General features: G+C 52.1%; 23 protein-coding genes, 1 pseudogene and 1 riboswitch. Of the genes and pseudogenes, 14 read left to right on the forward strand and 10 right to left on the reverse strand.

The genetic code is table 11. The features are described from left to right. The first annotated feature begins 279 nt into the window (after nucleotides 1–279). The 8 genes from mdtD (at nucleotide 280) to yegS (ending at nucleotide 9305) form a co-directional block, all read left to right on the forward strand. Nucleotides 280–1680 (forward strand): MFS transporter, encoded by a 1401-nt coding sequence (mdtD, locus tag BUB06_RS18610; protein WP_039474992.1) that lies wholly within the window; start codon nucleotides 280–282, stop codon nucleotides 1678–1680. A 7-nt stretch (nucleotides 1681–1687) separates the two neighbouring features. After that, nucleotides 1688–3055, forward strand: a complete 1368-nt coding sequence (gene baeS, locus BUB06_RS18615) for an envelope stress sensor histidine kinase BaeS (RefSeq protein WP_039474994.1) — start codon at nucleotides 1688–1690, stop codon at nucleotides 3053–3055. Nucleotides 3056–3080: 25 nt separating this feature from the next. Beyond that, nucleotides 3081–3809 carry an envelope stress response regulator BaeR gene (gene baeR / locus BUB06_RS18620; protein WP_039474996.1) on the forward strand — a complete coding sequence of 243 codons (729 nt, stop codon included), beginning with the start codon at nucleotides 3081–3083 and terminating at the stop codon, nucleotides 3807–3809. Nucleotides 3810–3839: 30 nt separating this feature from the next. Then, nucleotides 3840–4484 carry a Vat family streptogramin A O-acetyltransferase gene (locus BUB06_RS18625; RefSeq protein ID WP_072013035.1) on the forward strand — a complete coding sequence of 215 codons (645 nt, stop codon included), beginning with the start codon at nucleotides 3840–3842 and terminating at the stop codon, nucleotides 4482–4484. A 53-nt stretch (nucleotides 4485–4537) separates the two neighbouring features. Continuing rightward, entirely contained in the window at nucleotides 4538–5089 is a 552-nt protein-coding gene (locus tag BUB06_RS18630; RefSeq protein WP_039475001.1) for a GNAT family N-acetyltransferase, read from the forward strand. Between the two features lie 367 nt (nucleotides 5090–5456). Beyond that, the gene (locus BUB06_RS18635; protein ID WP_039475004.1) at nucleotides 5457–6416 is read left to right on the forward strand and encodes a glutathione S-transferase family protein; all 960 of its coding nucleotides are present in this window, start codon (nucleotides 5457–5459) and stop codon (nucleotides 6414–6416) included. 213 nt (nucleotides 6417–6629) lie between these two features. Beyond that, on the forward strand, nucleotides 6630–7991 hold the full coding sequence (trhP, locus tag BUB06_RS18640; RefSeq protein WP_039475007.1) for a prephenate-dependent tRNA uridine(34) hydroxylase TrhP: 1362 nt from the start codon (nucleotides 6630–6632) through the stop codon (nucleotides 7989–7991). Nucleotides 7992–8405: 414 nt separating this feature from the next. Further along, nucleotides 8406–9305, forward strand: a complete 900-nt coding sequence (gene yegS, locus BUB06_RS18645; protein WP_010305487.1) for a lipid kinase YegS — start codon at nucleotides 8406–8408, stop codon at nucleotides 9303–9305. Nucleotides 9306–9333: 28 nt separating this feature from the next. Here yegS and psiE read toward each other — a convergent pair whose 3' ends face one another. The 3 genes from psiE to thiM form a co-directional block, all read right to left on the reverse strand. Then, complete coding sequence (gene psiE, locus BUB06_RS18650) at nucleotides 9334–9741, reverse strand: phosphate-starvation-inducible protein PsiE (RefSeq protein WP_010305490.1); 408 nt, start codon at nucleotides 9739–9741, stop codon at nucleotides 9334–9336. 178 nt (nucleotides 9742–9919) lie between these two features. Continuing rightward, complete coding sequence (gene thiD, locus BUB06_RS18655) at nucleotides 9920–10723, reverse strand: bifunctional hydroxymethylpyrimidine kinase/phosphomethylpyrimidine kinase (protein ID WP_039475010.1); 804 nt, start codon at nucleotides 10721–10723, stop codon at nucleotides 9920–9922. Beyond that, nucleotides 10720–11514, reverse strand: a complete 795-nt coding sequence (gene thiM, locus BUB06_RS18660) for a hydroxyethylthiazole kinase (protein WP_039475013.1) — start codon at nucleotides 11512–11514, stop codon at nucleotides 10720–10722. The genes thiD and thiM overlap by 4 nt, the downstream gene beginning before the upstream one ends. Before the next feature lie 36 nt (nucleotides 11515–11550). Next, a riboswitch (TPP riboswitch) is annotated at nucleotides 11551–11647 on the reverse strand. Between the two features lie 158 nt (nucleotides 11648–11805). Between thiM and ahr the strand changes: the two genes are divergently transcribed. From ahr to BUB06_RS22305, 3 genes and pseudogenes are all read left to right on the forward strand, one after another. Next, a complete protein-coding gene (ahr, locus tag BUB06_RS18665; RefSeq protein ID WP_039475016.1) occupies nucleotides 11806–12825 on the forward strand; it encodes an NADPH-dependent aldehyde reductase Ahr in 1020 nt (339 codons plus the stop codon). Nucleotides 12826–12978: 153 nt separating this feature from the next. Continuing rightward, nucleotides 12979–13902, forward strand: a complete 924-nt coding sequence (locus tag BUB06_RS18670; protein WP_039475020.1) for a GGDEF domain-containing protein — start codon at nucleotides 12979–12981, stop codon at nucleotides 13900–13902. A gap of 35 nt (nucleotides 13903–13937) precedes the next feature. Continuing rightward, a pseudogene (locus BUB06_RS22305) lies at nucleotides 13938–14030 on the forward strand (zinc-binding dehydrogenase); the annotation flags it as partial. A 62-nt stretch (nucleotides 14031–14092) separates the two neighbouring features. On the opposite strand, the gene BUB06_RS18675 reads toward BUB06_RS22305, so the two are convergent. From BUB06_RS18675 to BUB06_RS18685, 3 genes are all read right to left on the reverse strand, one after another. Further along, nucleotides 14093–14911 (reverse strand): hypothetical protein, encoded by an 819-nt coding sequence (locus BUB06_RS18675; protein ID WP_039475023.1) that lies wholly within the window; start codon nucleotides 14909–14911, stop codon nucleotides 14093–14095. A gap of 195 nt (nucleotides 14912–15106) precedes the next feature. Further along, nucleotides 15107–15874, reverse strand: coding sequence for a sulfite exporter TauE/SafE family protein (locus BUB06_RS18680; protein ID WP_029368761.1), 768 nt, complete (start codon nucleotides 15872–15874; stop codon nucleotides 15107–15109). Between the two features lie 73 nt (nucleotides 15875–15947). Further along, on the reverse strand, nucleotides 15948–16334 hold the full coding sequence (locus BUB06_RS18685) for a VOC family protein (protein ID WP_010305519.1): 387 nt from the start codon (nucleotides 16332–16334) through the stop codon (nucleotides 15948–15950). A 213-nt stretch (nucleotides 16335–16547) separates the two neighbouring features. Here BUB06_RS18685 and BUB06_RS18690 point away from each other — a divergent pair, with 213 nt between their 5' ends. Beyond that, nucleotides 16548–17450, forward strand: a complete 903-nt coding sequence (locus BUB06_RS18690; protein WP_039475027.1) for a LysR family transcriptional regulator — start codon at nucleotides 16548–16550, stop codon at nucleotides 17448–17450. Between the two features lie 16 nt (nucleotides 17451–17466). Here the strand turns inward: BUB06_RS18690 and BUB06_RS18695 are convergent, their stop codons facing one another. Beyond that, entirely contained in the window at nucleotides 17467–18240 is a 774-nt protein-coding gene (locus tag BUB06_RS18695; RefSeq protein WP_039475031.1) for a DUF3750 domain-containing protein, read from the reverse strand. Nucleotides 18241–18643: 403 nt separating this feature from the next. On the opposite strand from BUB06_RS18695, the gene BUB06_RS18700 reads away from it, so the two are divergent. Further along, nucleotides 18644–19774, forward strand: a complete 1131-nt coding sequence (locus BUB06_RS18700) for a linear amide C-N hydrolase (RefSeq protein ID WP_039475032.1) — start codon at nucleotides 18644–18646, stop codon at nucleotides 19772–19774. A 201-nt stretch (nucleotides 19775–19975) separates the two neighbouring features. After that, complete coding sequence (locus BUB06_RS18705) at nucleotides 19976–22021, forward strand: discoidin domain-containing protein (protein WP_236689875.1); 2046 nt, start codon at nucleotides 19976–19978, stop codon at nucleotides 22019–22021. Between the two features lie 147 nt (nucleotides 22022–22168). Here the strand turns inward: BUB06_RS18705 and BUB06_RS18710 are convergent, their stop codons facing one another. From BUB06_RS18710 to BUB06_RS18720, 3 genes are read right to left on the reverse strand one after another with little or no spacing between them, the layout of a single operon-like run. Beyond that, nucleotides 22169–22477, reverse strand: coding sequence for a YciI family protein (locus BUB06_RS18710; protein WP_039475037.1), 309 nt, complete (start codon nucleotides 22475–22477; stop codon nucleotides 22169–22171). Between the two features lie 39 nt (nucleotides 22478–22516). After that, nucleotides 22517–23137 carry an FMN-dependent NADH-azoreductase gene (locus tag BUB06_RS18715; RefSeq protein ID WP_039475040.1) on the reverse strand — a complete coding sequence of 207 codons (621 nt, stop codon included), beginning with the start codon at nucleotides 23135–23137 and terminating at the stop codon, nucleotides 22517–22519. A gap of 34 nt (nucleotides 23138–23171) precedes the next feature. Then, nucleotides 23172–23945: an alpha/beta fold hydrolase gene (locus BUB06_RS18720; RefSeq protein ID WP_039475042.1), complete on the reverse strand. Its 774-nt coding sequence runs from the start codon at nucleotides 23943–23945 to the stop codon at nucleotides 23172–23174. Nucleotides 23946–24002: the final 57 nt, after the last annotated feature.

Genomic DNA, 24002 nt, shown 5'->3' on the forward strand with positions numbered 1-24002 from the left:
TTGTGGCGCTAAATTGTACCGCTACGCGGTGCCTTCGTCGAAAGCCGTCTCTTTACGGGCCGCCAGTGACGCGCTCCAGGCGCGGCAGCGGCTTTCGTGGCGTCCATGCCGCTTATCCGAGAGTATGCATTTCCCTCAGCATAATTTACGCCAAGGAAAATGCTCAGCGCACGAAACCTCTCCGAGATAATAATATTCGTGCTTTGAGAGCACCATGCGAAATGTGAGGACACCACCGACTATGCCCAATGTATTCAACAATCCAGAGGGTCATGAAAGATGACCCAACCAGCCTCCGTCCGCTGGCAGCTCTGGATTGTTGCCTTTGGCTTCTTTATGCAGACGCTGGATACCACCATCGTGAATACCGCGCTGCCTTCGATGGCCGCGAGTCTGAATGAAAGCCCGCTGCATATGCATTCGGTGATTGTTTCCTATGTGCTGACCGTCGCGGTGATGTTGCCCGCCAGTGGCTGGCTGGCGGATCGCATCGGCGTAAAAAACATCTTTTTCACCGCGATTCTGCTGTTTACGCTCGGATCACTGCTGTGCGCCCGTTCGGAGACGCTGAATGAACTGTTGGTTTCACGCGTCATTCAGGGTGTCGGCGGCGCGATGATGGTGCCGGTAGGCCGCCTGACAGTGATGAAGATCGTCCCACGCGATCAGTATATGGCGGCGATGACATTCGTAACGCTGCCCGGCCAGATTGGCCCACTAATGGGACCGGCGCTCGGCGGCTTTCTGGTGGAATACGCCAGCTGGCACTGGATTTTCCTCATCAACCTGCCAGTCGGCATTATCGGCGCGTTGGCAACCTGGTTCCTGATGCCCAATTACACCATGCGCACCCAACGCTTCGATATCAGCGGCTTCCTCTGGCTCGCCGTTGGGATGGCAACGCTGACATTGGCGCTGGACGGCAACCGCAGTCTGGGCATTCCGCCAATTGCCATTTTCGCGTTAATCGCCGTCGGGCTGATCGCGCTATTAAGCTACTGGCTGCACGCCCGTCACAACAAACGGGCGCTGTTTAACCTGCATCTGTTCGACACATCCACCTTTTCTATCGGCCTGACAGGCGGGCTCTTGGCGCGCATCGGCAGCGGCATGTTGCCGTTTATGACGCCGCTGTTTTTACAGTTGGGAATGGGATTCTCTCCGTTCCACGCTGGGCTGATGATGGTGCCGATGGTGCTAGGCAGCATGGGAATGAAGCGGATCGTGGTGCAGGTCGTCAACCGACTCGGCTACCGCCGCGTGCTGATTATCTCCACGCTGCTGCTGGCGCTGATCACGGCGCTGTTTGCACTGGTTGCGCTAATGAAATGGATCTGGATGATCCCAATTGTGCTGTTCTTCCTCGGTACGGTAAACGCCGTTCGCTTCTCCACCATGAACACGCTGACGTTGAAGGATCTGCCGGATACGCTCGCCAGCGGCGGCAATAGCCTGCTGTCGATGACCATGCAGCTGTCCACCAGCCTCGGCGTCAGCATCGCAGGCATTCTGCTGGGCATGTTTTCCCAGCCGCACATGGCGGCGGGAAGCGGCGAAACGCACATGGTGTTTATTTACACCTATCTCAGCATGATCGTCATCATCGCCCTGCCCGTGTTGATTTTTAATCGCGTGCCAATGGACAGCGTCAAGCAGTCAACGCTGCCGCGTAAATCGTGAGGTCGTCATGAAATTCGGAATCACCGCTAAACTGTTTCTCGCGATTTTCGCCACCTGCATGCTGGTGCTGATTACCATGCACTGGGGTGTGCGCGCCAGCTTCGAGCGTGGCTTTATCGACTACATTAAGCGCGGCAACGAACAGCGGGTCACGCAACTGCGCGATGCACTGGCGGAGCAATATCAGCAGCACGGCAACTGGTCATTCCTGCGTAACAATGAGCGTCTGGTGTTCAAGATGCTGCACTCGATGGATCAGAACAACGATACCGACAACAGCATGCAAGGATGGCGAGTCCGTCTTTGGGTGCTCGATACTGGTAAACGCAAACTGTTTGGCTCTCCCGCTCCCATCCCGAACGAAGGCACCTGGCAGCCGATTGAGGTGCAAAACCAAACGGTCGGCTGGATTGTCGCCTCGCCCGTTGAACGCCTGACCCGCAACGCCGATATCAGTTTCGATCAACAGCAGCAGCGCACCAGTTGGCTGATTGTCGCACTCTCGACGCTGCTCGCGATTATCGCCACCTGGCTCACCGCGCGTGGCCTGCTCGCGCCCGTCAAGCGGTTGGTCAACGGCATGCACAGTTTGGCATCGGGGGATTTCAGTACGCGCGTGACGGCAAGCTCGCACGATGAACTAGGCAGGCTGGCGCAAGACTTCAACCAGCTAGCCATCACGCTGGAAAAAAACGAGCAGTCCCGTCGCGCGTTTATGGCCGACGTATCCCACGAGTTGAGAACGCCGCTGGCGGTGCTGCGTGGCGAGCTGGAAGCCTTGCAGGATGGCGTACGTAAACCCGACTCGAATTCTCTGCACTCGCTCCAGTCTGAAGTCGCGACGCTGACCAAACTGGTGGACGATCTGCATCAGCTCACCCTATCCGATCGCGGGGCGCTGGCCTACCGCAAAACGTCCGTGGACGTGGTGCAAATTCTGCATATTGCTATCGCCGCGTTTCATGAACGTTTCCAGAAAAAGCAGATTACGCTCACCACCGCTTTACCGACTCAGGCTGGCGTCTTTGGTGACCCGGACCGGCTGAGCCAGCTATTTAATAACCTTCTGGAAAACAGCCTGCGCTACACGGATGAGCAGGGTCAGTTGACCATTACGGTGGTTCAGCAGCATAAACGCTGGGCGATTATCTGGCAGGACAGCGCCCCCGGTGTGACCGACGAACAGCTCACGCTGATTTTCGAGCGCTTTTACCGTGCGGAAAGTTCGCGCAACCGCGCCAGCGGCGGCTCCGGGCTGGGGCTGGCGATCTGCAATAATATCGTTGAGGCGCATAGCGGACGGCTGTATGCTGAACATTCACCATTAGGGGGAGTGATGATTACCATCGAGCTTCCCTTGCACGAAGCTGATTAAGATCCACACCTAAATAAGCAGAGCTATGACAACCGCACCCGATTTCGCTATGGCATCACCGATTCTGATCGTCGAAGATGAGCCCAAATTGGGGCAACTGCTGGTGGATTACCTTCAGGCAGCGGACTATGCCACGCACTGGCTGCCCAACGGCAACGATGTCGTCGAGTGGGTGCGGCAGCATTCTCCTTCACTCATTTTGCTGGATTTAATGCTGCCGGGCTGCGACGGCCTGACGCTCTGCCGCACTATCCGCCAGTTTTCCAACGTGCCGATTATTATGGTCACCGCCCGTAGCGAAGAGATCGATCGCCTGCTGGGGCTGGAAATTGGTGCCGACGACTATATTTGTAAGCCCTTCAGCCCGCGTGAAGTGGTCGTGCGCGTCAGAACGCTGCTGCGCCGCTGCGGCTGGCAAAATGACGGGCTGAAAGCCGCAGAGAAAACCGAAACGGCCCTGTTGATTGATAAAAGCGGCTTTCAGGCCAGCTATCTGGGGCAGAACCTTGACCTGACGCCAGCAGAGTTTCGCCTGCTCAAGACGCTCTCCACCGAGCCGGGCAAGGTGTTTTCTCGCGAGGCGCTGCTGGATAAGCTCTACGACGATTATCGCGTCGTGACCGACCGCACCATCGATAGCCACATCAAAAATCTTCGCCGCAAGCTGGAACAGCTAGACGAAGAGACCTCATTTATCCGCACGGTATACGGCATCGGCTATCGCTGGGAAGCCGCGCCCTGTAATGAGGTATAACGCCCACCGCCTTATGATGTTATGGAGACCATGTTGAACGGACCAGACCCTGATAACCGCTACCCCATGGCCGGTTTCCCCCAAGTGTGTTTCATCAAGAATGTTGTCACCAACCCGAATATTGAAATTGGCGACTACACCTATTATGACGATCCCGATGGCGCGGAAAATTTCGAGCAAAATGTGCTCTACCACTATCCGTTTCTCGGCGATAAATTAATCATCGGTAAATTTTGCGCTATCGCGCGTGGCGCAAAATTTATCATGAACGGGGCCAATCATCGGCTTTCCGGCCTGTCTACCTACCCGTTTCAGATTTTTGGCAACGGCTGGGAGAAAGTGACGCCCAAGCCCGGCGATCTGCCTTACAAAGGTGATACCCTCATCGGCAATGATGTCTGGATTGGCTATGACGCGCTGATCATGCCCGGCATCCGCATTGGAAATGGCGCCATCATTGCGTCACGCGCCGTGGTCACCGCCGATGTGCCCGCTTATACGGTCGTTGGCGGCAATCCGGCCAAAATCCTTAAATCCCGTTTTGCGCCGGACATCATCGATACACTGGAAACACTGTGCTGGTGGGACTGGCCGATAGAAAAAATCACGCGTCATCTGGAAATCATCGCGGCTGGCGATATTGCGGCGCTGCAAGCTGTCCATCTGTCAGAGTAATCGTCTTCCGTTCCACATGAATCCTTCCACACGAAGAAGAGGCTTTCACGCTAATGACTGCGCTATTTTCCGAAACCACCCGAATCGAGACACCTCGCCTGCTGCTGCGTCCGCTCTATCGTGATGATGCGCCTGCGCTGTTCGCCTTTATGTCCGACCCGGTTGTGATGCGCTTCTGGAATCATCCGCCCTGGCAGCACATCGAGCAGGCGCACGACGCGATTGACGAACACTGGAGCGCGCTGTGCGCCGGGCAGCACATGAAGCTGGGTCTGGAAGTCAAAGAGAGCGGCGAACTGATCGGCACCTGCGTGCTGTTCAACCTTGAGATTGAGTCTAAACGCGCCGAGATCGGCTACTGTCTGGCGGCGAGTGCGCAAGGCAAAGGCTATATGGCGGAGGCGCTCTCTGCGCTGCGGGATTTTGCCTTTGAAACGGCGGGACTCAGCCGACTGGAAGCCGAAATCGATCCCCGCAATATGGCCTCAGCCCGCTCGCTGGAACGACTGGGATTCACGCAGGAAGGGCTGTTAAAGCAGCGGTGGATCGTAGACGGCGAGGTGTCCGACTCTGCGCTATACGGTCTGCTGGCGGCTAAGCGTTAGCCTAATGTTGATCGTTTAAGGATCGAGATACCGGGGCGACCACGGTGTGAGGCATCCCTGCGGGAACCTCCTCACCGTGTTTCCCCTATAAAATGCAAACGCATTTTAAATGCCGCTTGTGGCAGCCCGTCAGGGCGAGCACAGGGACTGTGCGAGTAAATCCATGCTTAAGTGACTGGTATTAGGCTCTAGCTCCCCATCCCCTTCCCATGCTGGTCAAAAATACTGTCTGACTTAATGAAAATTTTGTCATTTTCTCTTTTCCCAAGGCTGCTACTCTTTTAAGCCTACAATAATAACGGGTATCACCTCGCACACAGTGCGGGACAGGGGTAACCTGCAACAGTACAGATAAGGGGAAAAGTGTATGTCAGGCTTAGTGAATGGCAAATGGGTTAACGGCGATGTCGCAGCGGAAGAGATCAAAAACGGGGCGTTCCACCGCGAAGAAACCAAATTTCGGCAAACCGAGCTGGTGCCAGAGGCAGGTCGTTACCAGCTTTTTGTCTCCTACCTCTGCCCGTGGGCATCGCGCACGCTGATTTTCCGCAAGCTGAAAGGGCTGGAGAACATCATTTCCCTCTCCGTTGCCAACCCGCGTATCGCCGATAACGGCTGGGAATTTGCCACGCCACAGGATGCCGGCGAGCATGTGGGTGAGATAAACTACCTGCACCAGCTGTACACCGCCAGCGTGCCCGACTACACCGGAAAGGTATCAGTCCCTGTGCTGTGGGATCGGGTAGAAGGCCGCATCGTGAATAACGAATCGGCGGATATCATCCGCATGTTGAACAGCGAATTTAACGACCTGACCGGCAATCACCTTGATTTCTACCCGTCAGAGCTGCGCAGCGAGATCGACCGCTGGAACGAAACCGTGTACCACAACGTCAACAACGGCGTGTATAAGACCGGGTTCGCCAAAACGCAGGAACACTATAACGATGCTGTCACCACGCTCTTCGCCACGCTGAACGAACTGGACGATCATCTGGGTCGCCATCGTTATATCATCGGCGACACGCTGACCGAGGCCGACTGGCGTCTGTTTGTGACGCTGGTGCGTTTTGACGTGGCCTACCACGGCGCGTTCAAATGTAATCTGAAGCGCATTGCCGACTACCCGAACCTGTCGAACTACCTGCGTGAACTGTACCAGTGGCCGGGCGTCGCGGAGACGGTCAATATCGAGCACATCAAAGCGGGCTATTACGGTATTGCCTGGCTGAACCCGACGCAGATTGTGCCAGTTGGCCCACAGGTCGATTTATATCAGCTCCACAACCGCGAAACGATTGGAAAATCCCGTATCGCGACGCGTTAATCCTGCGTTATCTGGCCTGCTATATTAATGGCAGGCCATTCTTTATTTAGGTCAAAAAAATTGATTTACGTCAAACGATTGATTTACGTCAAACAAAGGCCCCACATTTCGTGTGTCGTCTACTGCAATTTACCCCTATTAGCGCTAGAATCCTCCGCCTTTACTGCTCCCGCCGTGGAGCAGCCTGACTTGTGATCAGAATCGAGAGATACCATGTTTAAACCGGAACTGCTTTCTCCGGCCGGTACGCTGAAAAATATGCGCTACGCCTTTGCCTATGGCGCGGACGCGATTTATGCCGGTCAACCCCGCTACAGCCTGCGCGTGCGCAATAACGAATTCAACCATCAGACGCTGGCGCAAGCCATTAACGAAGCGCATGAGCTGGGCAAGAAATTTTATGTGGTCGTTAACATCGCGCCGCACAATGCCAAACTGAAAACCTTCCTGCGCGATCTGCAACCCGTGATCGAAATGGGGCCGGATGCGCTGATCATGTCCGATCCGGGCCTGATTATGCTGGTGCGCGAAAACTTCCCGCAGATGGATGTTCACCTTTCCGTTCAGGCCAACGCGGTCAACTGGGCGACGGTGAAATTCTGGCAGCAGATGGGGCTGACCCGTGTGATTCTGTCCCGCGAACTGTCGCTGGAAGAGATTGCAGAAATTCGCCAGAACGTCCCAGATATGGAACTGGAGATCTTCGTTCACGGCGCACTGTGCATGGCTTACTCTGGTCGCTGCCTGCTTTCCGGTTACATCAATAAACGCGACCCGAATCAGGGCACCTGTACTAACGCCTGCCGCTGGGAATATAAGGTTCAGGAAGGCAAAGAGGATGACATCGGGAATATCGTTCATCAGCACGAACCTATTGCGGTGAAAAACGTTGAGCCTGCGCTGGGCATCGGCGAACCGACCGACAAAGTCTTTATGCTGGAAGAAAACCTGCGCCCCGGCGAGTACATGAGCGCATTTGAAGACGAGCACGGCACCTACATCATGAACTCCCGCGATCTGCGTGCCATTCAGCACGTTGAGCGCCTGACGCAAATGCAGGTTCATTCGCTGAAAATCGAAGGTCGCACCAAGTCATTCTATTATTGCGCCCGTACCGCACAGGTGTATCGCCGCGCCATTGACGATGCCGTCGCGGGGAAACCGTTCGATCCGACGCTGCTGGAAACGCTGGAAGGCCTGGCGCACCGTGGCTACACCGAAGGCTTCCTGCGCCGCCACGTGCATGAAGATTACCAGAACTACGAATACGGATACTCCGTTTCCGATCGTCAGCAGTTTGTCGGTGAATTCACCGGCGTGCGCCGCGATGGGCTGGCGGAAGTCGAGGTGAAGAACAAATTTTCCTGCGGCGACAGCGTGGAGATGATGACGCCAAACGGCAATATTCAATTCACCATCGAATCTATGCAGAATACCAAAGGGCAGCCGACCGATGTGGCACCGGGTAACGGCCATATCGTCTATCTGCCCGTGCCGGACGATGTCTCGCTGGATTACGCGCTACTGCTGCGCAATCTGCCGGGCACCACCACGCGCAATCCTAACGTGGAATAAACCGGTAATGTCGCCGGATGTCACGTACATCCGGCAATGCCTCCCACAAGGCAATCCTTCCTTGCAGTATGCTCCCCCCTTATCGACCTTCCCCAACCGCGAATCAGTACGTCAGCCGCCCGAGGGTATCGTTACAAAGCTCAGGGTTTTTTAACGAATATTAGAAACAGATCACATCAATTAGCTGGTCTTGTGGTTAGTATTGCACCGCTGAGAAAACATAGAACGAAAAATAAGCGTAGTGATACTACTAGGAACCACCTCCTTGGCCAGCTCAATCTCCCTTGAGCTGGCTTTTCTTTTTATCACGCCCCACCATTTCCCTACCGCAAACATTCACCGACTCTTCTGATTTCTACCTACCGATTTAGTGTCTATTATTAATTCCACTATCCTGCTGAGGAGAAATAGGCCATGGAAAAAAATCCGGTGACGCTGCTGATTCTGAATGGGAAAAGCGCGGGTAATGAAGAACTTCGCGAGGCCATTGATGAGCTACGCAAGGACGGCTATACGCTGCATGTCCGCGTGACCTGGGAATACGGTGATGCCAAACGCTATGTGGAAGAGGCGATTCAGCTCAACGCGGATAACGTGATCGCCGCCGGTGGCGACGGTACCGTCAATGAAGTCGCCGCCGCATTAGCAGTACAGCCGGAAGCGGTTCGTCCATGTCTGGGGATTGTGCCGCTGGGTACAGCCAACGATTTTGCCACCAGCTGTCAGATTCCGATGGAGATGCACAACGCGTTGACGTTGGCGATCAAAGGCCGCGCCACCGCCATTGATATCGCCAAGGTGAACGACAGTCATTACTTTATCAACATGGCGACGGGCGGATTTGCTACGCGCATTACTACCGAGACACCGGCCAAAATGAAGGCCGCGCTGGGAAGCGCCTCATACGTGCTGCACGCGCTCTTTCGCATGGACATGCTGCAAGCCGAGCGCTGTGAGATTCGTGGACCGGATTTTCACTGGTCGGGGGATACGCTGGTTATCGCGGTAGGCAATGGTCGTCAGGCTGGCGGCGGGCAGCAGCTTTGCCCGGAAGCGCTAATCAACGATGGGCTGCTGGAACTGAGCGTGCTGTCGGCAACCGAGCTGCTGCCGAATATGCTTCAAGCCTGGTTTACCGGCAGCGAAAACCAGAACATGATTTCCGCTACCCTGCCCTGGCTGGAGATTACCGCCCCGGACGATATGACGTTTAATCTGGACGGCGAACCGCTCACCGCCAAACGTTTCCATATCGAGGTGCTTCCCGCTGCAATTCACTGTCGGCTGCCGCCCCAGTGCTCGCTGCTGGAATAGCGGCGCGTTTCGATTATTCCTGTTTCAACTATTCCCGCTTCAGGCGATTACTGTTTGCCAGATACAGCGTTACCACCAGCAGCAGAATCGCCGCGGAATAAATCAGCGTATCCGATGGGCTTTTGTGATCGACAATAATCAGGCGAATGATGGCCGTAATGCCGATGTAGATAAAATAGCGCAGCGGGAAGTGATAGCCGGACTGGAAATACTTCACGATCAGCGCAATGAACTCAAAATAAAGGAAATAGATCACAATGCCTTCTATCAACTGATAGGAGGAATCTTTCTCGTTGGAGATCAGCAGCACTTTCGCCAGATGAAACGTTTCCTTGACCAAAAAAATCACCAGAATGGTCGCCAGCACCAGCAGGCCGATATTGAGTATCGTCTGAAGCGCCTTGGCAGCCATCGCACTACGAGCAGAACCTGCCATATGTTATCTCCACATCCTATTTCACATTAACGCCAAGAATTCACAGCAAAGTAACCGGATGCCCCCGCACTGTCACGCCAAAATACGCTTAATTTAGTTTGAAATTACTGGCAAATATGTCACGCAAAGTACAAGTCAATTTACTTATGCCCGTCAGACTTCAGGCTGCATGTGCGTTTTACCACCAGCGGTGGAAATGATGAACAGGGCCGATGCCGTGCCCAACCTCCAACGTGTCGGCCTGCTGTAACGCCTGTTGCAAGTAGTCTTTCGCGGCCTTAACCGTTTCGCCCCAGCTATCATGACGCGGTCGCAGCGCCGCCAGCGCGGCAGACAGCGTGCAGCCGGTGCCGTGTGTATGACGAGTATTCACGCGCGGAGAGCTAAAACGCTGTGGCTCGGCCTGCCGGCTGAACAACCAGTCCGGGCTTTCCGCTTCACTCAAGTGACCGCCTTTCATCAGCACCGCCTGACAACCCATCGCCAGCAGCGCTTCCCCCTGTTCACGCATTTCCCGCTCGTTGGTGGCGGGTGACGTATTCAGCAGCGCGGCGGCCTCCGGCAGGTTCGGCGTAATCAGGGACACCAGCGGCAGCAGCTCACGACATATCGACTCCACCGCCTCCGGCGCAAGGAGCGGATCGCCACTTTTCGCCAGCATCACGGTGTCCAGCACCACGAAAGGCACCGCGTAATGGCGCAGGCGCTCGGCAACGGCTTCGACAATATCGGTCTGCGCCAGCATGCCAATCTTGGCGCTGTCGATACGCACATCGCTCAGTACGGAATCCAGTTGCGCCGCGACAAAATCCGGTTCAATCCGGTAGACGGACTGCACGCCGCGCGTATTTTGCGCCACTAGCGCGGTAATGACCGACGTGCCGTAAGCGCCCAGCGCAGAAAACGCTTTTAAATCCGCCTGAATCCCCGCACCGCCGCTCGGATCGGTGCCCGCAATCGTCAACGCATTGATACGCTTCATGCCAGATCCTCCGCGCGCAGGGTATAAAGCCGATCGAGAAAGTTAGGTATAAAGCTTCCCGTTCCTTGCGACGTCAAAGCTGCCTGCTGCCCCGCTAACGCCATGACATAGCACGCCGCCGCTACGTGCAATAAGCGGTCACCTTCCAAAGAACAGAAACCCGCCACGACCGCCGACAGCGCACAGCCCGTGCCAACCACACGCGTCATCATGCTATCGCCGCCGGTTACCGCGATATCTCGCTCACCGTCCGTGACATAATCCACCACGCCGGTCACCGCAACAATCGTCCCCACTTGCCGAGCCAGCTCGCGGGCGGCAGGGAGCGCCGCCAGCGAATCATCGGCGCTATCGACTCCCCTCCCCTGTGCGGCTAAGCCCGCCAGCGCCATGATTTCAGATGCATTGCCGCGAATCGCCGCGGGTTTCCCTGCCAACAATTCACGACAGAATTCAGTACGAAAGGTCAAACCGCCTACGGCAACCGGGTCGAGTACCCACGGCGTACCCGCCTGATGTGCGCTGTTTATCGCCGCCCGCATCGCCTCAGCGCGCGTACGTTCCAGCGTCCCGACATTAATCAGCAGCGCATCGGCCAGCGCGCTAAACTGCGCAGCTTCTTCAGGATCGACCACCATTGCCGGTGACGCATTCAGCGCCAGCAGCACATTAGCGGTAAAAGATTGCACCACATCGTTGGTCAAACAGTGCACCAGCGGCGAGGCAGAACGGAATTGGGTTAGTGATGTTGCTGCCTGAGCGGCAGAAAAGTCGGCGGGCCGCATGTTCATAGGTCTCCCAACCGGCGTGGAAGAAGGCGGCTACCGGTGGGCATACCGTGACTTCCCTACGCTGGCATTATCCAGATCAGGTGGTACGGGTATTTCTCAGCCTTCACAAAGAAGGGCACCCCGAGTCATGTACTACGCTTTGCAGGATAAGTAAGTGACGCCAGTAAAGCAAGCCATCGCCACGCGACCCCCACCCGACACAAAATGAAAAACCACAGGCACGTTGTGACATAGAGAAAAACGCCATAACCCTTTAGACTGGTTAATCAAACCCATACTGAGGAAATTGTGATGACGATGATAAAGAGTTATGCCGCACCGGAAGCAGGCGCAGCGCTGGAGTTGTATGAGTTTGATGCGGGTGAACTGCAAGCGGAAGACGTCGAAGTCGTGGTTGATTACTGCGGCGTGTGCCATTCCGATCTCTCAATGATCGATAACGAATGGGGTATGTCGAGCTATCCGCTGGTTGCAGGGCATGAAGTGATTGGCCGTGTACACGCACTGGGTGACGCGGCGAAAAGCAAAGGATTAAAGATTGGTCAGCGCGTCGGCATTGGCTGGACGGCTCGCAGCTGTGGGCACTGCGATGCCTGTATCAGCGGCAGTCAAACTAACTGTCAGCAAGGCAGCGTGCCGACCATCCTGAATAAAGGTGGTTTTGCCGATAAGATTCGCGCGAACTGGCAGTGGGCTATCCCGCTTCCTGACTCCATTGATATCGAATCTGCGGGTCCGTTACTGTGCGGCGGCATCACCGTGTTCAAACCACTGTTAATGCACCATGTCACCGCAACCAGCCGCGTCGGCGTGATCGGTATCGGTGGTCTGGGACATATCGCGATTAAGCTCCTGCACGCGATGGGCTGTGAAGTCACAGCGTTCAGTTCGAACCCGGCCAAAGAACAGGAAGTGCTGGCGATGGGTGCCGATAAGGTCGTCAACAGCCGCGATCCGCAGGCGCTGACCGCACTGGCAGGCCAGTTCGATCTGATCATCAACACCGTGAGCGTCGATCTGGAATGGCAACCCTACTTCAACGCGCTCGCCTATAACGGGAAGTTCCATACCGTCGGCGCGGTGATGAAGCCATTCAGCGTTCCAGCTTTCACGCTTATCGCGGGTGACCGCAGCGTTTCCGGTTCTTCTACCGGCTCACCGCATGAGCTGCGTTCTCTGATGAAGCTCGCCGCTCGTGCTAACGTGAAGCCGCAGACGGAACTGTTCCCGATGTCGAAAATCAATGATGCCATCCAGCACGTACGTGACGGCAAAGCCCGCTACCGCGTGGTACTGAAAGCCGATTTTTAATCGGTAAAGACGCCTGAGCAATCAGGCGTCTGCTTTTGCAGAATCAGTCCGCCCTACACCATCCTCTGGAGTACACCTGCGGTTAACATAATACTGAATCTATTCAATCTATTTCATGATAGGATTAAAAGGTGATACAAGAGGAGGTGAGCGATGCCTTTTAAACAATATGATCATGATTTCATTGATAAAAACAAGAAAGCGTCTTACCCGGTAAGGCTCGCCCTATTATCGTCAACGCTGATCGTTATATTTAATCTTCTGTTCTTAAAGCATCGAGATTTTCAGGAGCAGTTGCACAACAATCCTGGGTTTTATACCGATGCGATCGCACTGGTTTTTCTTTTTTTTATCCTATCGTGTACCAGTAAAATATCACTTAACCATACTTCGGCTTTATCCATTCGCCTCGGGCTACACGTATGGATATGCTCCGCCACGTTTGATTTTATGGATGAGTTTGTTTATCAGACTAAATTTATTGGATATTACGTTGAGGATTTACTGAGAATTATTGGTATGTTTGGCGTCGGATTTGGTGTTTATAACCTGATACAGCAAATCAACAATAAGTATGTTGAAGCCAGAATACAGTCATTTAGCGATGAACTCACCCAGCTTCCTAATCGTCGGTTTTTTATTAACGAATTAAAAAAACTCGAAGCGAAAACACCCTATTTATTTATTATTGACATCGATAATTTCAAAGTCATCAATGACAAATATGGTCATACGAAAGGCGATGAAATATTAAGTAAATTTGGCCATATTCTTTCCCGTTTCGATAATAGTGAAGTCGTCGCAACCCGAATCGGTGGCGAAGAATTCGCGATTATTCTGTATGCCGGGACACAGGCTCGGGCAGAGAAGCTGGCAAGAGAAGTACTAAAAAATGCGAACAAAATCATCATTAAAAATATGCATCATCTTTCTGTCAGTATTGGTGCCGGCCAAAAACAGCCTCAGGAACCCACTGAACACTTTATGAAACGCGTGGATGTCGCCCTGTACCAGGCCAAAAGCACAGGTAAAGGCAAGGTTGAATGGGCTCTGGAACCGAAAGAAAAAACCCTGTAGCCCGCCCCTCTTATCCCCGCAACACGGCCGCATGGACGCGCCGTCCTCTGAAACACATCAACGCCATTTTCGCTGAAATGAAAGACGGGAAAATCACAGGCCGTATGGTGATCGACCTGCCACTGTAAGCCACGATTGATTAATATAAAACGAGATAACACAGCGCTATCCCGTCTGTTTTCTTTATAGCTTAGCTAAGCGCTTGGGTATTACCGGGGCACACGAGCTGTTTACTTTTAATATGGTAAACCTCGACGTCAGGACGCGTGAAAAAGGCGATTTCCCACGGGTTTTTAGTGACGAATTCATGGCGTACTTTTTCATAGAGCGGATTATCACGCGCGATAATAAACGCTTCCCCTTCAATAATCGTGTAGTTCCACTCAATGGCTCGCTCGAAGGTATAATGGCTGCGTTCATCCATCGCAAAAAAGCAGTGCGGATTACGTTTGAGCAGCTGAGATTTAAAGGTTTCAGGGAACGTAATCAGGAAGATATCGTTATCCACGGACGACAGGAATGCCAGCACCGTAGTATGCGGCTGTTCGGCAGCCATAGTAATCAGTACACCGACCTTATTGGAGAAATCCTGCTTTTCCGTCGATGGAAAATCAACCATCGGCGTCAGCGGCACAGGCTTTGACGGACGGTTATCTTGCGGAAACTGATAGCCCGGTTCGCGGATATCCAGCACAGGCGTGAAACCGTGCAGGAGCTGGCACTCTCGCGGTTCCAGCACGACCCAATCGCCATCGCTGGCGACCACACGCCCTTTGTAAGAAGTACGATAGACCTGAATATTGGCATCAAATTCATCAACCCCGGAGCGGTTATCAAGGTGAATAGTTGCCAGATCGCCAACGGTAAACTCATGCCCGTGTGGGAAAAAAACGCGCAGACTGTTATCCGCATTGGGGTAGACGCCACAAATATGGATGACCACGCCATCCTGCTTATAACCCGCCAGTACACCGAGAGTTTGCTTTCCTAGATAGCTCACGAGACTCATACATCACGCCTTATTCAGATTGGGCTTCAGAGAGGATGCGACCCTGCTTCACTCGGGCCGTTCCAGCAGCGGTCAGGAAACGGAGAAATCATTCACGCTAACCGCATCACTTCCTACCTATCAACGGAGAAAGCGCTGAAAACTTTAGGCTGAATAGGTAGGAATTAAAAGCGATAAGTAGGACGTATCAGTCAGTTATTTCAGCACCAGCATAGTGATTCCCACGCCGATCAGCATCAGACAAAACGCCCCACGCAGGTAAACAACGGGCAGCTTGTGTGCTAAAGCCACGCCCCAGGAAACACTAAAGATCCCGCCCAACGCCAGTGGTAAACCAATACCCCAATCAACGTTACCCGCCTGCGAGTAGGATAGCAGCGCCGCCAGTGCGCCCGGAACAACGAGTATCAACGCCATGCCCTGCGCCTGCGTTTGCGCAAAGGCAAACAGCGTAACCAACACCGGCACCACAACCAGACCGCCACCGACGGTAAAAATACCGGACATAAACCCGCTTGCGACGCCGAGCAGCGGCAGGTATTTGGTCGACAGCACAATTTCCGACGTTTGGCTGCGCTTCTTGTTATACCACTGCCACATATAGAACGCCGCCAACACCAGCAGGAAAGTGGCAAAGGCGCGCTGGAGATTGTGAACATCAATCGATGAGGCAATGTGAGCCGCAAGGTAAGCAGACCCCGTCGCGAAAGCACACATGGTCAGCGCCACCCGCGTATCGATGCGGTTACGCTGGCGATAGCGTAGAAAACCAATCAGCACGTTAGGCGTAATCATCACCAGCGCGGTTCCCTGTGCCATATGTTGATCCATCCCGAAGAGCACGCCCAGAATCGGAATCGCGATCAGCCCACCGCCAATCCCCAGCATTCCTCCACAAAATCCCAGCCCAATCCCCAAAAGCAAACACAACAAGATATCGCTGAACATCATTAAGCTAAACATAAAAAATGCATGACCTATATATCACAAGACTATCTGGAGAACCGCGTGTCAGGCCGGTAGACAGACAATGGCTTTAGGGTAAATATTCCGCGATTTCGATCAAATTCAGATCGGGATCGCGCAGATAGAGAGAACGAATTGGCTGCGTTGCACCGGTTCGCATCACTGGTCCTTCGCTAATTGGCCAGCGGCAGCGTGCCAGATGATCCATAACCTGCTCCAGCGGCACCGACGCAATAAAGCACAGGTCGAGCGATCCCGGAACGGGCAGATGCGCTTTCGGTTCATGTTCGGCACCGCGCAGGTGCACATTGATTTTTTGATGACCAAAATGAAAAGCAACGCGCCCATTCGCAAACGTTTCTTCCCGCATTTGCAACACATCAACATAAAAATGTCGGGTCGCCGCAAAATCAACGCAGGTCAATACAAGGTGATCGACATGATCGATAAGTGACATTGATAAGTCCTATCCTGAACGATATTTCTCACATCCTAGGAGTAACGCGGTCTTTTGATAATCCCTGAATACTCAATGACCCTTTCCTGTCAGGAAAACCATCCGCCGTGCTACATTACAGCGTGACATAAGACATGTGCCCGCATACTGCGCGGTATCAATACGCCAGTCATTGGCCTGCTTTTCTGCCCTGCTGAGGACTCTCGATACGCCATGATTAACCCGACGCACTTTGACCTCCAGTCGCTCCGCATCTTTTTGCAGGTTGCCCAAACGGGTAGCCTGACCAAAGCCGCAGAAAAATTCCACATTACGCTTTCAGCCCTGAGCAAGCGTATCGCCGAACTGGAGCGCACCGTGGACTGTGCGCTGTTTATTCGAATGCCGCGCGGCCTGACGTTAACCCCCGCAGGAAAGGAATTGGTGAATCACGCGCGCAATGTGTTGAGCAACGTGGAGCGTATGGCGAGTGAAATGAACGACTACGCCGTTGGCGTGCGCGGCCACGTACACATGTGGGCGAACACCTCGGCGATTATTCAGTTTCTTCCGCAGGATTTGGCGTCATTCCTTCTGGCACGACCGCTCATTCGTATTAACCTGGAGGAAAAGCTCAGTAAGACCGTGGTGACGGCGCTCGCGATGGGAGAAGCCGATATCGGCATCTTCGCTGACAATGTCGGCTCGCAGGGGGTCGAGAAGATTCCTTATCGTCAGGACAAGCTTGTCGTACTCGTTCCGCCCCAGCACCCACTTTCCGCAAGGCCAGAAATCAGCTTTAACGACACACTGGGCTACGACTATGTCGGCCTCAATAACGGCAGCTCGTTGCTGAAGCAGTTAAAAGATGCCTCAGATGAGCTGGGGAGAGTGCTGCGCCTGCGGGTGCAGGTCAGCAGCTTTGACGGCATTTGTCGCATGATCGAAGCAGGACTGGGGATCAGCGTCTTGCCGGAGGGCGCGATTCGCCCGGGAGTGCTCGGCACCGGGTTACGCGCCATCAGTCTCACTGACGAGTGGGCTTCACGCCAGCTCTGGCTGGGCGTGAAATCCGGCGCGACGTTGCAACCCGAAGTCGCCAATCTGCTGACACATCTGCGGCAATGCGGCACGTAAAAGTGAAGCGCGAGCCTTAGCCTTCTTCGCTACCCGTTTTTTCATAGCCGAGGCGGCCAACAAAGGGTAAACGCAGCGCGGGCGGGTTCATATCCACGCCCATGCTCAGCCCCAGAATGTTGGCCTCAATTCCCTCTTCAATGCCCATCGTGATACCCAGCACGCCCAGCAGTGAAATCTGCACACCGCTTCCCGATGGCGACAGCCCCACTGGGCGCGTGATCGGACGGTAATCTTTGCCAATCGCATTAGCGGGCATATCCAGCTTGAGCGCGGGCACTGCGCGGCCAATGTGCGCCAGAAACGTATTGCTGTTCGGTCCCGGCCAGGCGTGGTAAGTATTCGGCCACGGGTAGCTTTTTATCGCAGCCTCAATCTGTGGGATCATCGCTTCCGCGTTGTCGCCACGGTGTTCCACCAACAGCTTCGGTTTCGCACCATACCAATACGCATCGGCCACCGAACGGTTAAGACGGACGACGTTATCGCTCCCCCAACTCACGACTTCATAGCGGCGATATTGGGTTTCCCCTGCTTTCTTGAAAATGATCCACGGATGTACCGCCACCAGCCCACGCCAGCCGTATGTCGGCGCAGCATAAACCTGCACGATAGCAGTCTGGCGAAATTGCACAGGGTTCGGCGCCAAGCCGGAAGAATCACGTTTGGCAGACCACCAGCTTTGCCCATTAAACGTTTCGCCGTTACGCGTTGACTGCGCCCAGCTTTGCCAAAAAGACAGCAACAGCACACAAATAAACCCAATCCCCAAGAATTTGAGGTACGTCATAGGCCAGATAGCTCACTGAAAAGAGGGAACGGAATCGATACGCCTGTGAGCGAGCGCCCACAGTGAAAATCGCTCAAAAAAATCATTCCACCAGTTTACCGCCAGTTGGCGGTTAGGTTAAGCGCTGGGTGAAATATTGACCTATTTTTACGTTATGTGGGTACGACGACAACCGTCTCAAAGCATTTTATGGAATGCTCGTTTTAATGCATGGCTTGGTTGAAAATAAACCTAAAATAAACAAACCATCAAAAAATACATTCTCATTGAATAATAAGAAATAAACTAATCAGAATGCATCATTCTATTTATTTTATAGCCACCACCTCCCATAAATAAATCACTGACTATAATCAGCGATAATATTAGTGAACTCCCCCTGAGAATAAAATGGAGAAATTAAATGATAAGAAATAATAAGCACCTTAAGTCTACGGTATGCGCACTGTCATTAGCCGCATTAACGCTAGGCTCAGCGGTTTCACTCGCCTGTACGCGATTCGTTTATAAGGACCTACAGAATCCTGATTACCCTATTACGGCCCGTTCAATGGACTGGGCCGATGATACCGAGACCAACCTCTGGATTTTCCCCCGAGAATTAAAACGTTCTGGTGCCGCAGGCCAGCATTCTCTGGAGTGGACATCAAAATACGGCAGTGTCATTGCCTCTGCTTTCGACAGTAACCCAAATATGGCCTCCACCACCGATGGCGTGAATGAAAAAGGGTTGGCGGCCAACGTACTCTGGCTGGCGGAATCTAAATATCCTAAAACCGCACCGACGGCACAAAAACCAGGCTTAAGCGTCGCTGCGTGGGCACAATATGTACTGGATAATTTTGCTACCGTCGATGAAGCCGTAAAGGCGCTGAAAGAGGGAAAATTTATACTGGTCACAAAAGACTTACCACATCAGGATAGAAAGGCAACGCTTCACCTCTCCTTATCCGATTCATCCGGTGACAGTGCAATTATTGAATATATCGATGGCAAGCAGGTCATTCACCATAATAAGGATTATCAGGTGATGACCAATTCTCCGACGTTCGATCAGCAGTTGACGCTGAATGCCTATTGGGATCAGATAGGTGGCAATGTGATGCTACCGGGAACGAACCGCGCGGCCGATCGTTTTGTCCGCGCCTCATTCTATGTGAAAAATGTTGCCCCCAATAAACTCATTCCAGGGGTGGCAGAGAAAAGTAAAATAGAAAAAGATAAGGCGGACTTAGCCACCGCATTCAGTATCATACGTAATGTTTCGGTCCCTTATGGTTATTCCTTACCGAACATGCCAAATATCGCCTCAACGCGCTGGCGTACCGTTGTTGATCATAAGTCGCTACAATACTTTTTTGAGTCTGCCGTATCCCCCAATATTTTTTGGGTTGATTTGAATAAGATCGACTTTTCTCCTCGTGGAAATAACGCCAGTAAGTTAGATTTAGGACCAAACCAAAGCACCATTTATTCTGGTCAGGCTTCCGGGCACTTTAAACCCGCTACGCCGTTTGAATTCGCTGGGCTGTAAATAGGGAAATTATTTTTCGATATGCTGTTTATTTCACGATGATGTTAAAGCGCCATTTTTTCATGGCGCTTTCGCGTTATGCCATCAAACATCCACAAATTGAACACTCCAATAAACTATTTAGTAAACTGCTTTAAAATATCCCTTCCGTTGAATCAAGGATAATTTTCACGAAAATCAACCAACGGGGTAATAAAATTTATGAAAAATTTCAATATCGAAATTAATGTATGTGACAGTACAGGAAAATCAACCTGCACCGTTCATCCACCAATCAACGTTGATCACCACACGTGTTGCAATACAAACAGCCAGTGCGAAGAGAATCCAAACATCTCTGGCGTTTCCTCCGTATTCGGGCGCACAGGTGTCGTAACAGCACAAGCAGGCGATTACACCGCAGATCAGATCACAGAGACGGCAACAAGAAAGTTTGTCACACCTGATGAAAAGTCCGTATGGAATGCAAAGCAATCTGCATTAATTTCTGGCACTAATATCCGGACGCTTTTTGGACAATCTTTGCTCGGTAGCGGAGATTTCTCACCGACCCCCGCTCAAATGGGTGCAGCAGCAGCAACGCATACCCACACAACCTCAGATATCACCGACTATACGCAGAAAACCAAGCAGCTGATCGCCGACTCACTTGAAGCCGGAAATGGCGTAACGTTAAGCCACAATGCCTCTAATGGCAAAACGGTCATTAGTGCGACGGTCAGCAGTGGTTCAGGTAACGGAGGGTATACCGTTGTTAATAAAGCTGGCGCAGCAGCAGGTGAAAATCATTTATTCAACATTAGCTCTCAGACATCCTACGCGTATGACGCTTATGCACTGAAAGAAGAAAAAGGTGCAAGCAATCAAACCTATCTGGTAGATGACTTTGATAGCGCCAGCAAACTTAACTATAACAGTACGAGCACGGTAAATTTTAACGGTTCGGTGACCCCCTTTACTGGCGATACGTACGAGTTACAACAAGATGGCGGTTTCCACAGCGCTGAAATAAAAGCTGATGGGGAATTTCTTTCGATCGTCCCAGAGACTAGCACGTCTATTATTCCGGTCATGACATCGGACACCGCGCCTACCGGTTATGTCGCAAGCGCTTCCAATTTTGCGATCTCTACCGCAGCCTTTCACCCTTATGTGGCTTTCGATGGAAAAGACAATATCGGAGAATGGCCAGACTGCTGGAGTACCGATAATCAGTGGCTCCCGTCTGTGGCGAACCCACACTGGTTGCGGATCGACCTTCCAGAAGGAAAATCGGTTCTCAGCTACCAGATGGTTAACCGCTCAAGAAATGAATTAGGCAACCCTAAATCCTGGAAATTTCAGGGAAGCAATGATAACGGCGGCACATGGGATACCCTGCATGAGGTTACAGACAGCGCAGACAATAATCCCGGAAGTAAAAGAAGTTATAAGCTTGGCACAACCGTCACCTATAAAAGCTATCGGTTGCTGATCACGGCCAAAAATGGAAACCAGCCATTTACTACGCTGGCCGAGCTAAATTTATTTTCCCCCATTGGTCGATTTGTGATTCACTCAAACAGTAAATATTACGGGGTAACCAACGGTGTCTTATCAGAAATCACTGGTGAATTAACCAAAGAAAAAATTGATCAATTTGGTGTTTTCAGCCTGGATAAACTCCCGACTTCCGGAAAAGAGTTGTCCGCTCCGGTGAAAATTGTTTCAAATGAAAAACTGAAGGTAAAAACGACATATATTCCTTTCCCACAAATCGTGTTACCTAAAGAACTGATGCATGCCAACGCCTGGGAGAAAATTAATTCAGCAACCTTAACAGCTGTACAAACTAATGCAGGCAAAGTTCGCGTTGCGGTATCACGCGATCTGAACGATTGGTTCACATGGGATGGCACAGCATGGTTGTCTATTGGTGCACTCTCTGCCGATACAACAGGTGCAACCGCATTAATTCAGAGTGGCATGACACCAGGCGCTTTAAATGCAGTAACAGCGGCACAGTGGGGACAACTTTTTGCTGCAACAAATAATGTACCAGACCGTATCGCATTTGCCTTTGGATTAGATGTCACCGATCCAGCAATCGATGTTTCTTCCATCGATAAACTGGCATTAAATGTCGATAACGCTTCATCCTGGAAATTGCAAACGCCAGCGGAAGTAGAAATTCGTTGGAATAGCAATAGCATCACATTCCGCACAGTGGTTGCCGGGAATTACAAGCTCGCTTATCAACATCCATAATCATTAAGTTATATTTTTAAGCCGCTATTTCAGCGGCTTTTTTTATTGGATTTAAACTCGAACAATGTCGAATAAATTCCATTAAATCCATTGTATTTTAGTGCAGAATTAAAATAGCCAGATTGCTATTATAACTCTAACACTACATTACAACGCCTTCGCATTTCCTGCCCATTCGGCATAGAAATGACTCGAACAAATTCCAGGCTCAATTTCCTTTATCTCTGTATTGACTAATCCCAGATTGACAAAGGGATCGTCAGCCAGAATGTCTTCCATATCAGAAAGTTCTAACCCGTAGGCTAAAATAAATCCCCCCGTTCCATCCTCCAACGGGCCAGCAAAAATAATATTTCCTTTTTTAATATTATCCGCCAGCCATTTTTTGTGGGCGTCAATACTCTTTTCAAGTTCATCTTTAGGGCTGGTGTAATACAGCGTAATGGCATAGAGCATGATTGCTACCTCAATGATTATTGTTTGGCTATATATCTTTTAAGCTATGGATGTAACCACCGAATGGATAGAGGACTGCGCATTTTGGATTTCACGATGCTTGATTTCATCCCCTTTTGAAGCGCCTTCCGCGCGGACGAAATGAATATCGGTAATGCCAAGAAAGCGGAAAAAGCCCTGGAGATAACGTTCCTGAAAATCCATATCTAAAAAAGGCAGCGTAGTATAAAAACCACCACGGGAGGAAACCACAATAACCGTTCTTCCCCCAGATAAACCTACTGGGCCTTTTTCCGTATATTTAAAGGTCTTTCCTGCCTGCGCAAGACGGTCCAGCCACGATTTCAATTGGCTAGAGACAGAAAAGTTATACATCGGCGCGCCAATGACGATAACGTCATTCGCCAGAAATTCCGCAACCAACGCTTCAGAGAGTTGGTGTTCCCGCAGCGTTGCTTCATCCGCTGAAGAAGACGCTATTTGGCGGAAACCCGCCGCAATCGGCCCGGTTAAGTGGCGTATTTCATCTTTAACCACATCCCGATAAGCAACGACGGCATTCGGATGCTGTTTGACTAACTGTTCCACAACGTCAGCAGAAATCTGTCGGGAAACGGAACCGCTCTCAAGAATACTGGAGTCTATATGTAAAATGTTCACAATGACTTCTCCTACATTGAGTTTCAACGCTCACTTATTTAACTGCTTTAGCCGCGCTAGCAATAAAATCCGCGACAGCTTCCGGGTGTGACACCAGAGACATATGGCTAGACGAAATAGACTGTGTCTTTGCACCGATATGGCTCGCGATGTCTTTCTGAATCGATGGATTTAATGCCTTGTCCTTCTCCGTCAACAAATACCAGGTTGGTTTATTTTTCCACGCCGCCTGCTGAACGCGATCGCCAAAGGCTTTTGCCGCAATCGGCTGTTGCACCGCAGCCAGCGCCTGTGCTTTCTTCAGGGGGACATCACCCGCCATCACCTCACGGTACTTTTCCGCGTTATCCAGCCAAATCAGGCCATTAGAATCGGGTGCCATGCCTTCCATCGGCGCTTTCAGGCGTTGCAATAAATCAGAGACGGATTCTCCACTGTCTGGCACCAGCGCCGACAAATAGACAATGCCGCGAACCTTGGGATCATTACCGGCCTGCGTCACGACGGCCCCCGCCCATGAATGCCCCACCAGCAGCACATCGCCCTGCTGCCTTTGCAGCACGCGCTCCGTCGCTTCAACGTCATCCGCTAAGGAAGTGAGCGGGTTTTGCACCGCCGTCACGTGGTATCCCATTTCCTGTAGTCGGGCCGTGACGGCGGACCAGCTGGAGCCATCGGTAAAGGCACCGTGGACTAAGACGATATTGTTAATTTTTGCCGCCTCCGCAACATTGTGAACGCTGGCAGACAGCACCAGACCTAACGCGATAGCCAGATGGCCTAGCCATTTAATGCGGTAATGCGTCATATGCTTTCCTCTGGAAGGGTGATACGGCTGCTGGTTTCCCCCGATGCGTTTCATCAG

Source organism: Pectobacterium carotovorum, assembly GCF_900129615.1.
Classification (GTDB): Bacteria; Pseudomonadota; Gammaproteobacteria; order Enterobacterales; family Enterobacteriaceae; genus Pectobacterium; species Pectobacterium carotovorum.

Coding starts and splice junctions, on each gene's coding strand:
- mdtD (WP_039474992.1), top strand. CDS start 280: ATGACCCAACCAGCCTCCGTCCGCTGGCAGCTCTGGATTGTTGCCTTT.
- baeS (WP_039474994.1), top strand. CDS start 1,688: ATGAAATTCGGAATCACCGCTAAACTGTTTCTCGCGATTTTCGCCACC.
- baeR (WP_039474996.1), top strand. CDS start 3,081: ATGACAACCGCACCCGATTTCGCTATGGCATCACCGATTCTGATCGTC.
- BUB06_RS18625 (WP_072013035.1), top strand. CDS start 3,840: ATGTTGAACGGACCAGACCCTGATAACCGCTACCCCATGGCCGGTTTC.
- BUB06_RS18630 (WP_039475001.1), top strand. CDS start 4,538: ATGACTGCGCTATTTTCCGAAACCACCCGAATCGAGACACCTCGCCTG.
- BUB06_RS18635 (WP_039475004.1), top strand. CDS start 5,457: ATGTCAGGCTTAGTGAATGGCAAATGGGTTAACGGCGATGTCGCAGCG.
- trhP (WP_039475007.1), top strand. CDS start 6,630: ATGTTTAAACCGGAACTGCTTTCTCCGGCCGGTACGCTGAAAAATATG.
- yegS (WP_010305487.1), top strand. CDS start 8,406: ATGGAAAAAAATCCGGTGACGCTGCTGATTCTGAATGGGAAAAGCGCG.
- psiE (WP_010305490.1), bottom strand. CDS start 9,741: ATGGCAGGTTCTGCTCGTAGTGCGATGGCTGCCAAGGCGCTTCAGACG.
- thiD (WP_039475010.1), bottom strand. CDS start 10,723: ATGAAGCGTATCAATGCGTTGACGATTGCGGGCACCGATCCGAGCGGC.
- thiM (WP_039475013.1), bottom strand. CDS start 11,514: ATGAACATGCGGCCCGCCGACTTTTCTGCCGCTCAGGCAGCAACATCA.
- ahr (WP_039475016.1), top strand. CDS start 11,806: ATGACGATGATAAAGAGTTATGCCGCACCGGAAGCAGGCGCAGCGCTG.
- BUB06_RS18670 (WP_039475020.1), top strand. CDS start 12,979: ATGCCTTTTAAACAATATGATCATGATTTCATTGATAAAAACAAGAAA.
- BUB06_RS18675 (WP_039475023.1), bottom strand. CDS start 14,911: ATGAGTCTCGTGAGCTATCTAGGAAAGCAAACTCTCGGTGTACTGGCG.
- BUB06_RS18680 (WP_029368761.1), bottom strand. CDS start 15,874: ATGTTTAGCTTAATGATGTTCAGCGATATCTTGTTGTGTTTGCTTTTG.
- BUB06_RS18685 (WP_010305519.1), bottom strand. CDS start 16,334: ATGTCACTTATCGATCATGTCGATCACCTTGTATTGACCTGCGTTGAT.
- BUB06_RS18690 (WP_039475027.1), top strand. CDS start 16,548: ATGATTAACCCGACGCACTTTGACCTCCAGTCGCTCCGCATCTTTTTG.
- BUB06_RS18695 (WP_039475031.1), bottom strand. CDS start 18,240: ATGACGTACCTCAAATTCTTGGGGATTGGGTTTATTTGTGTGCTGTTG.
- BUB06_RS18700 (WP_039475032.1), top strand. CDS start 18,644: ATGATAAGAAATAATAAGCACCTTAAGTCTACGGTATGCGCACTGTCA.
- BUB06_RS18705 (WP_236689875.1), top strand. CDS start 19,976: ATGAAAAATTTCAATATCGAAATTAATGTATGTGACAGTACAGGAAAA.
- BUB06_RS18710 (WP_039475037.1), bottom strand. CDS start 22,477: ATGCTCTATGCCATTACGCTGTATTACACCAGCCCTAAAGATGAACTT.
- BUB06_RS18720 (WP_039475042.1), bottom strand. CDS start 23,945: ATGACGCATTACCGCATTAAATGGCTAGGCCATCTGGCTATCGCGTTA.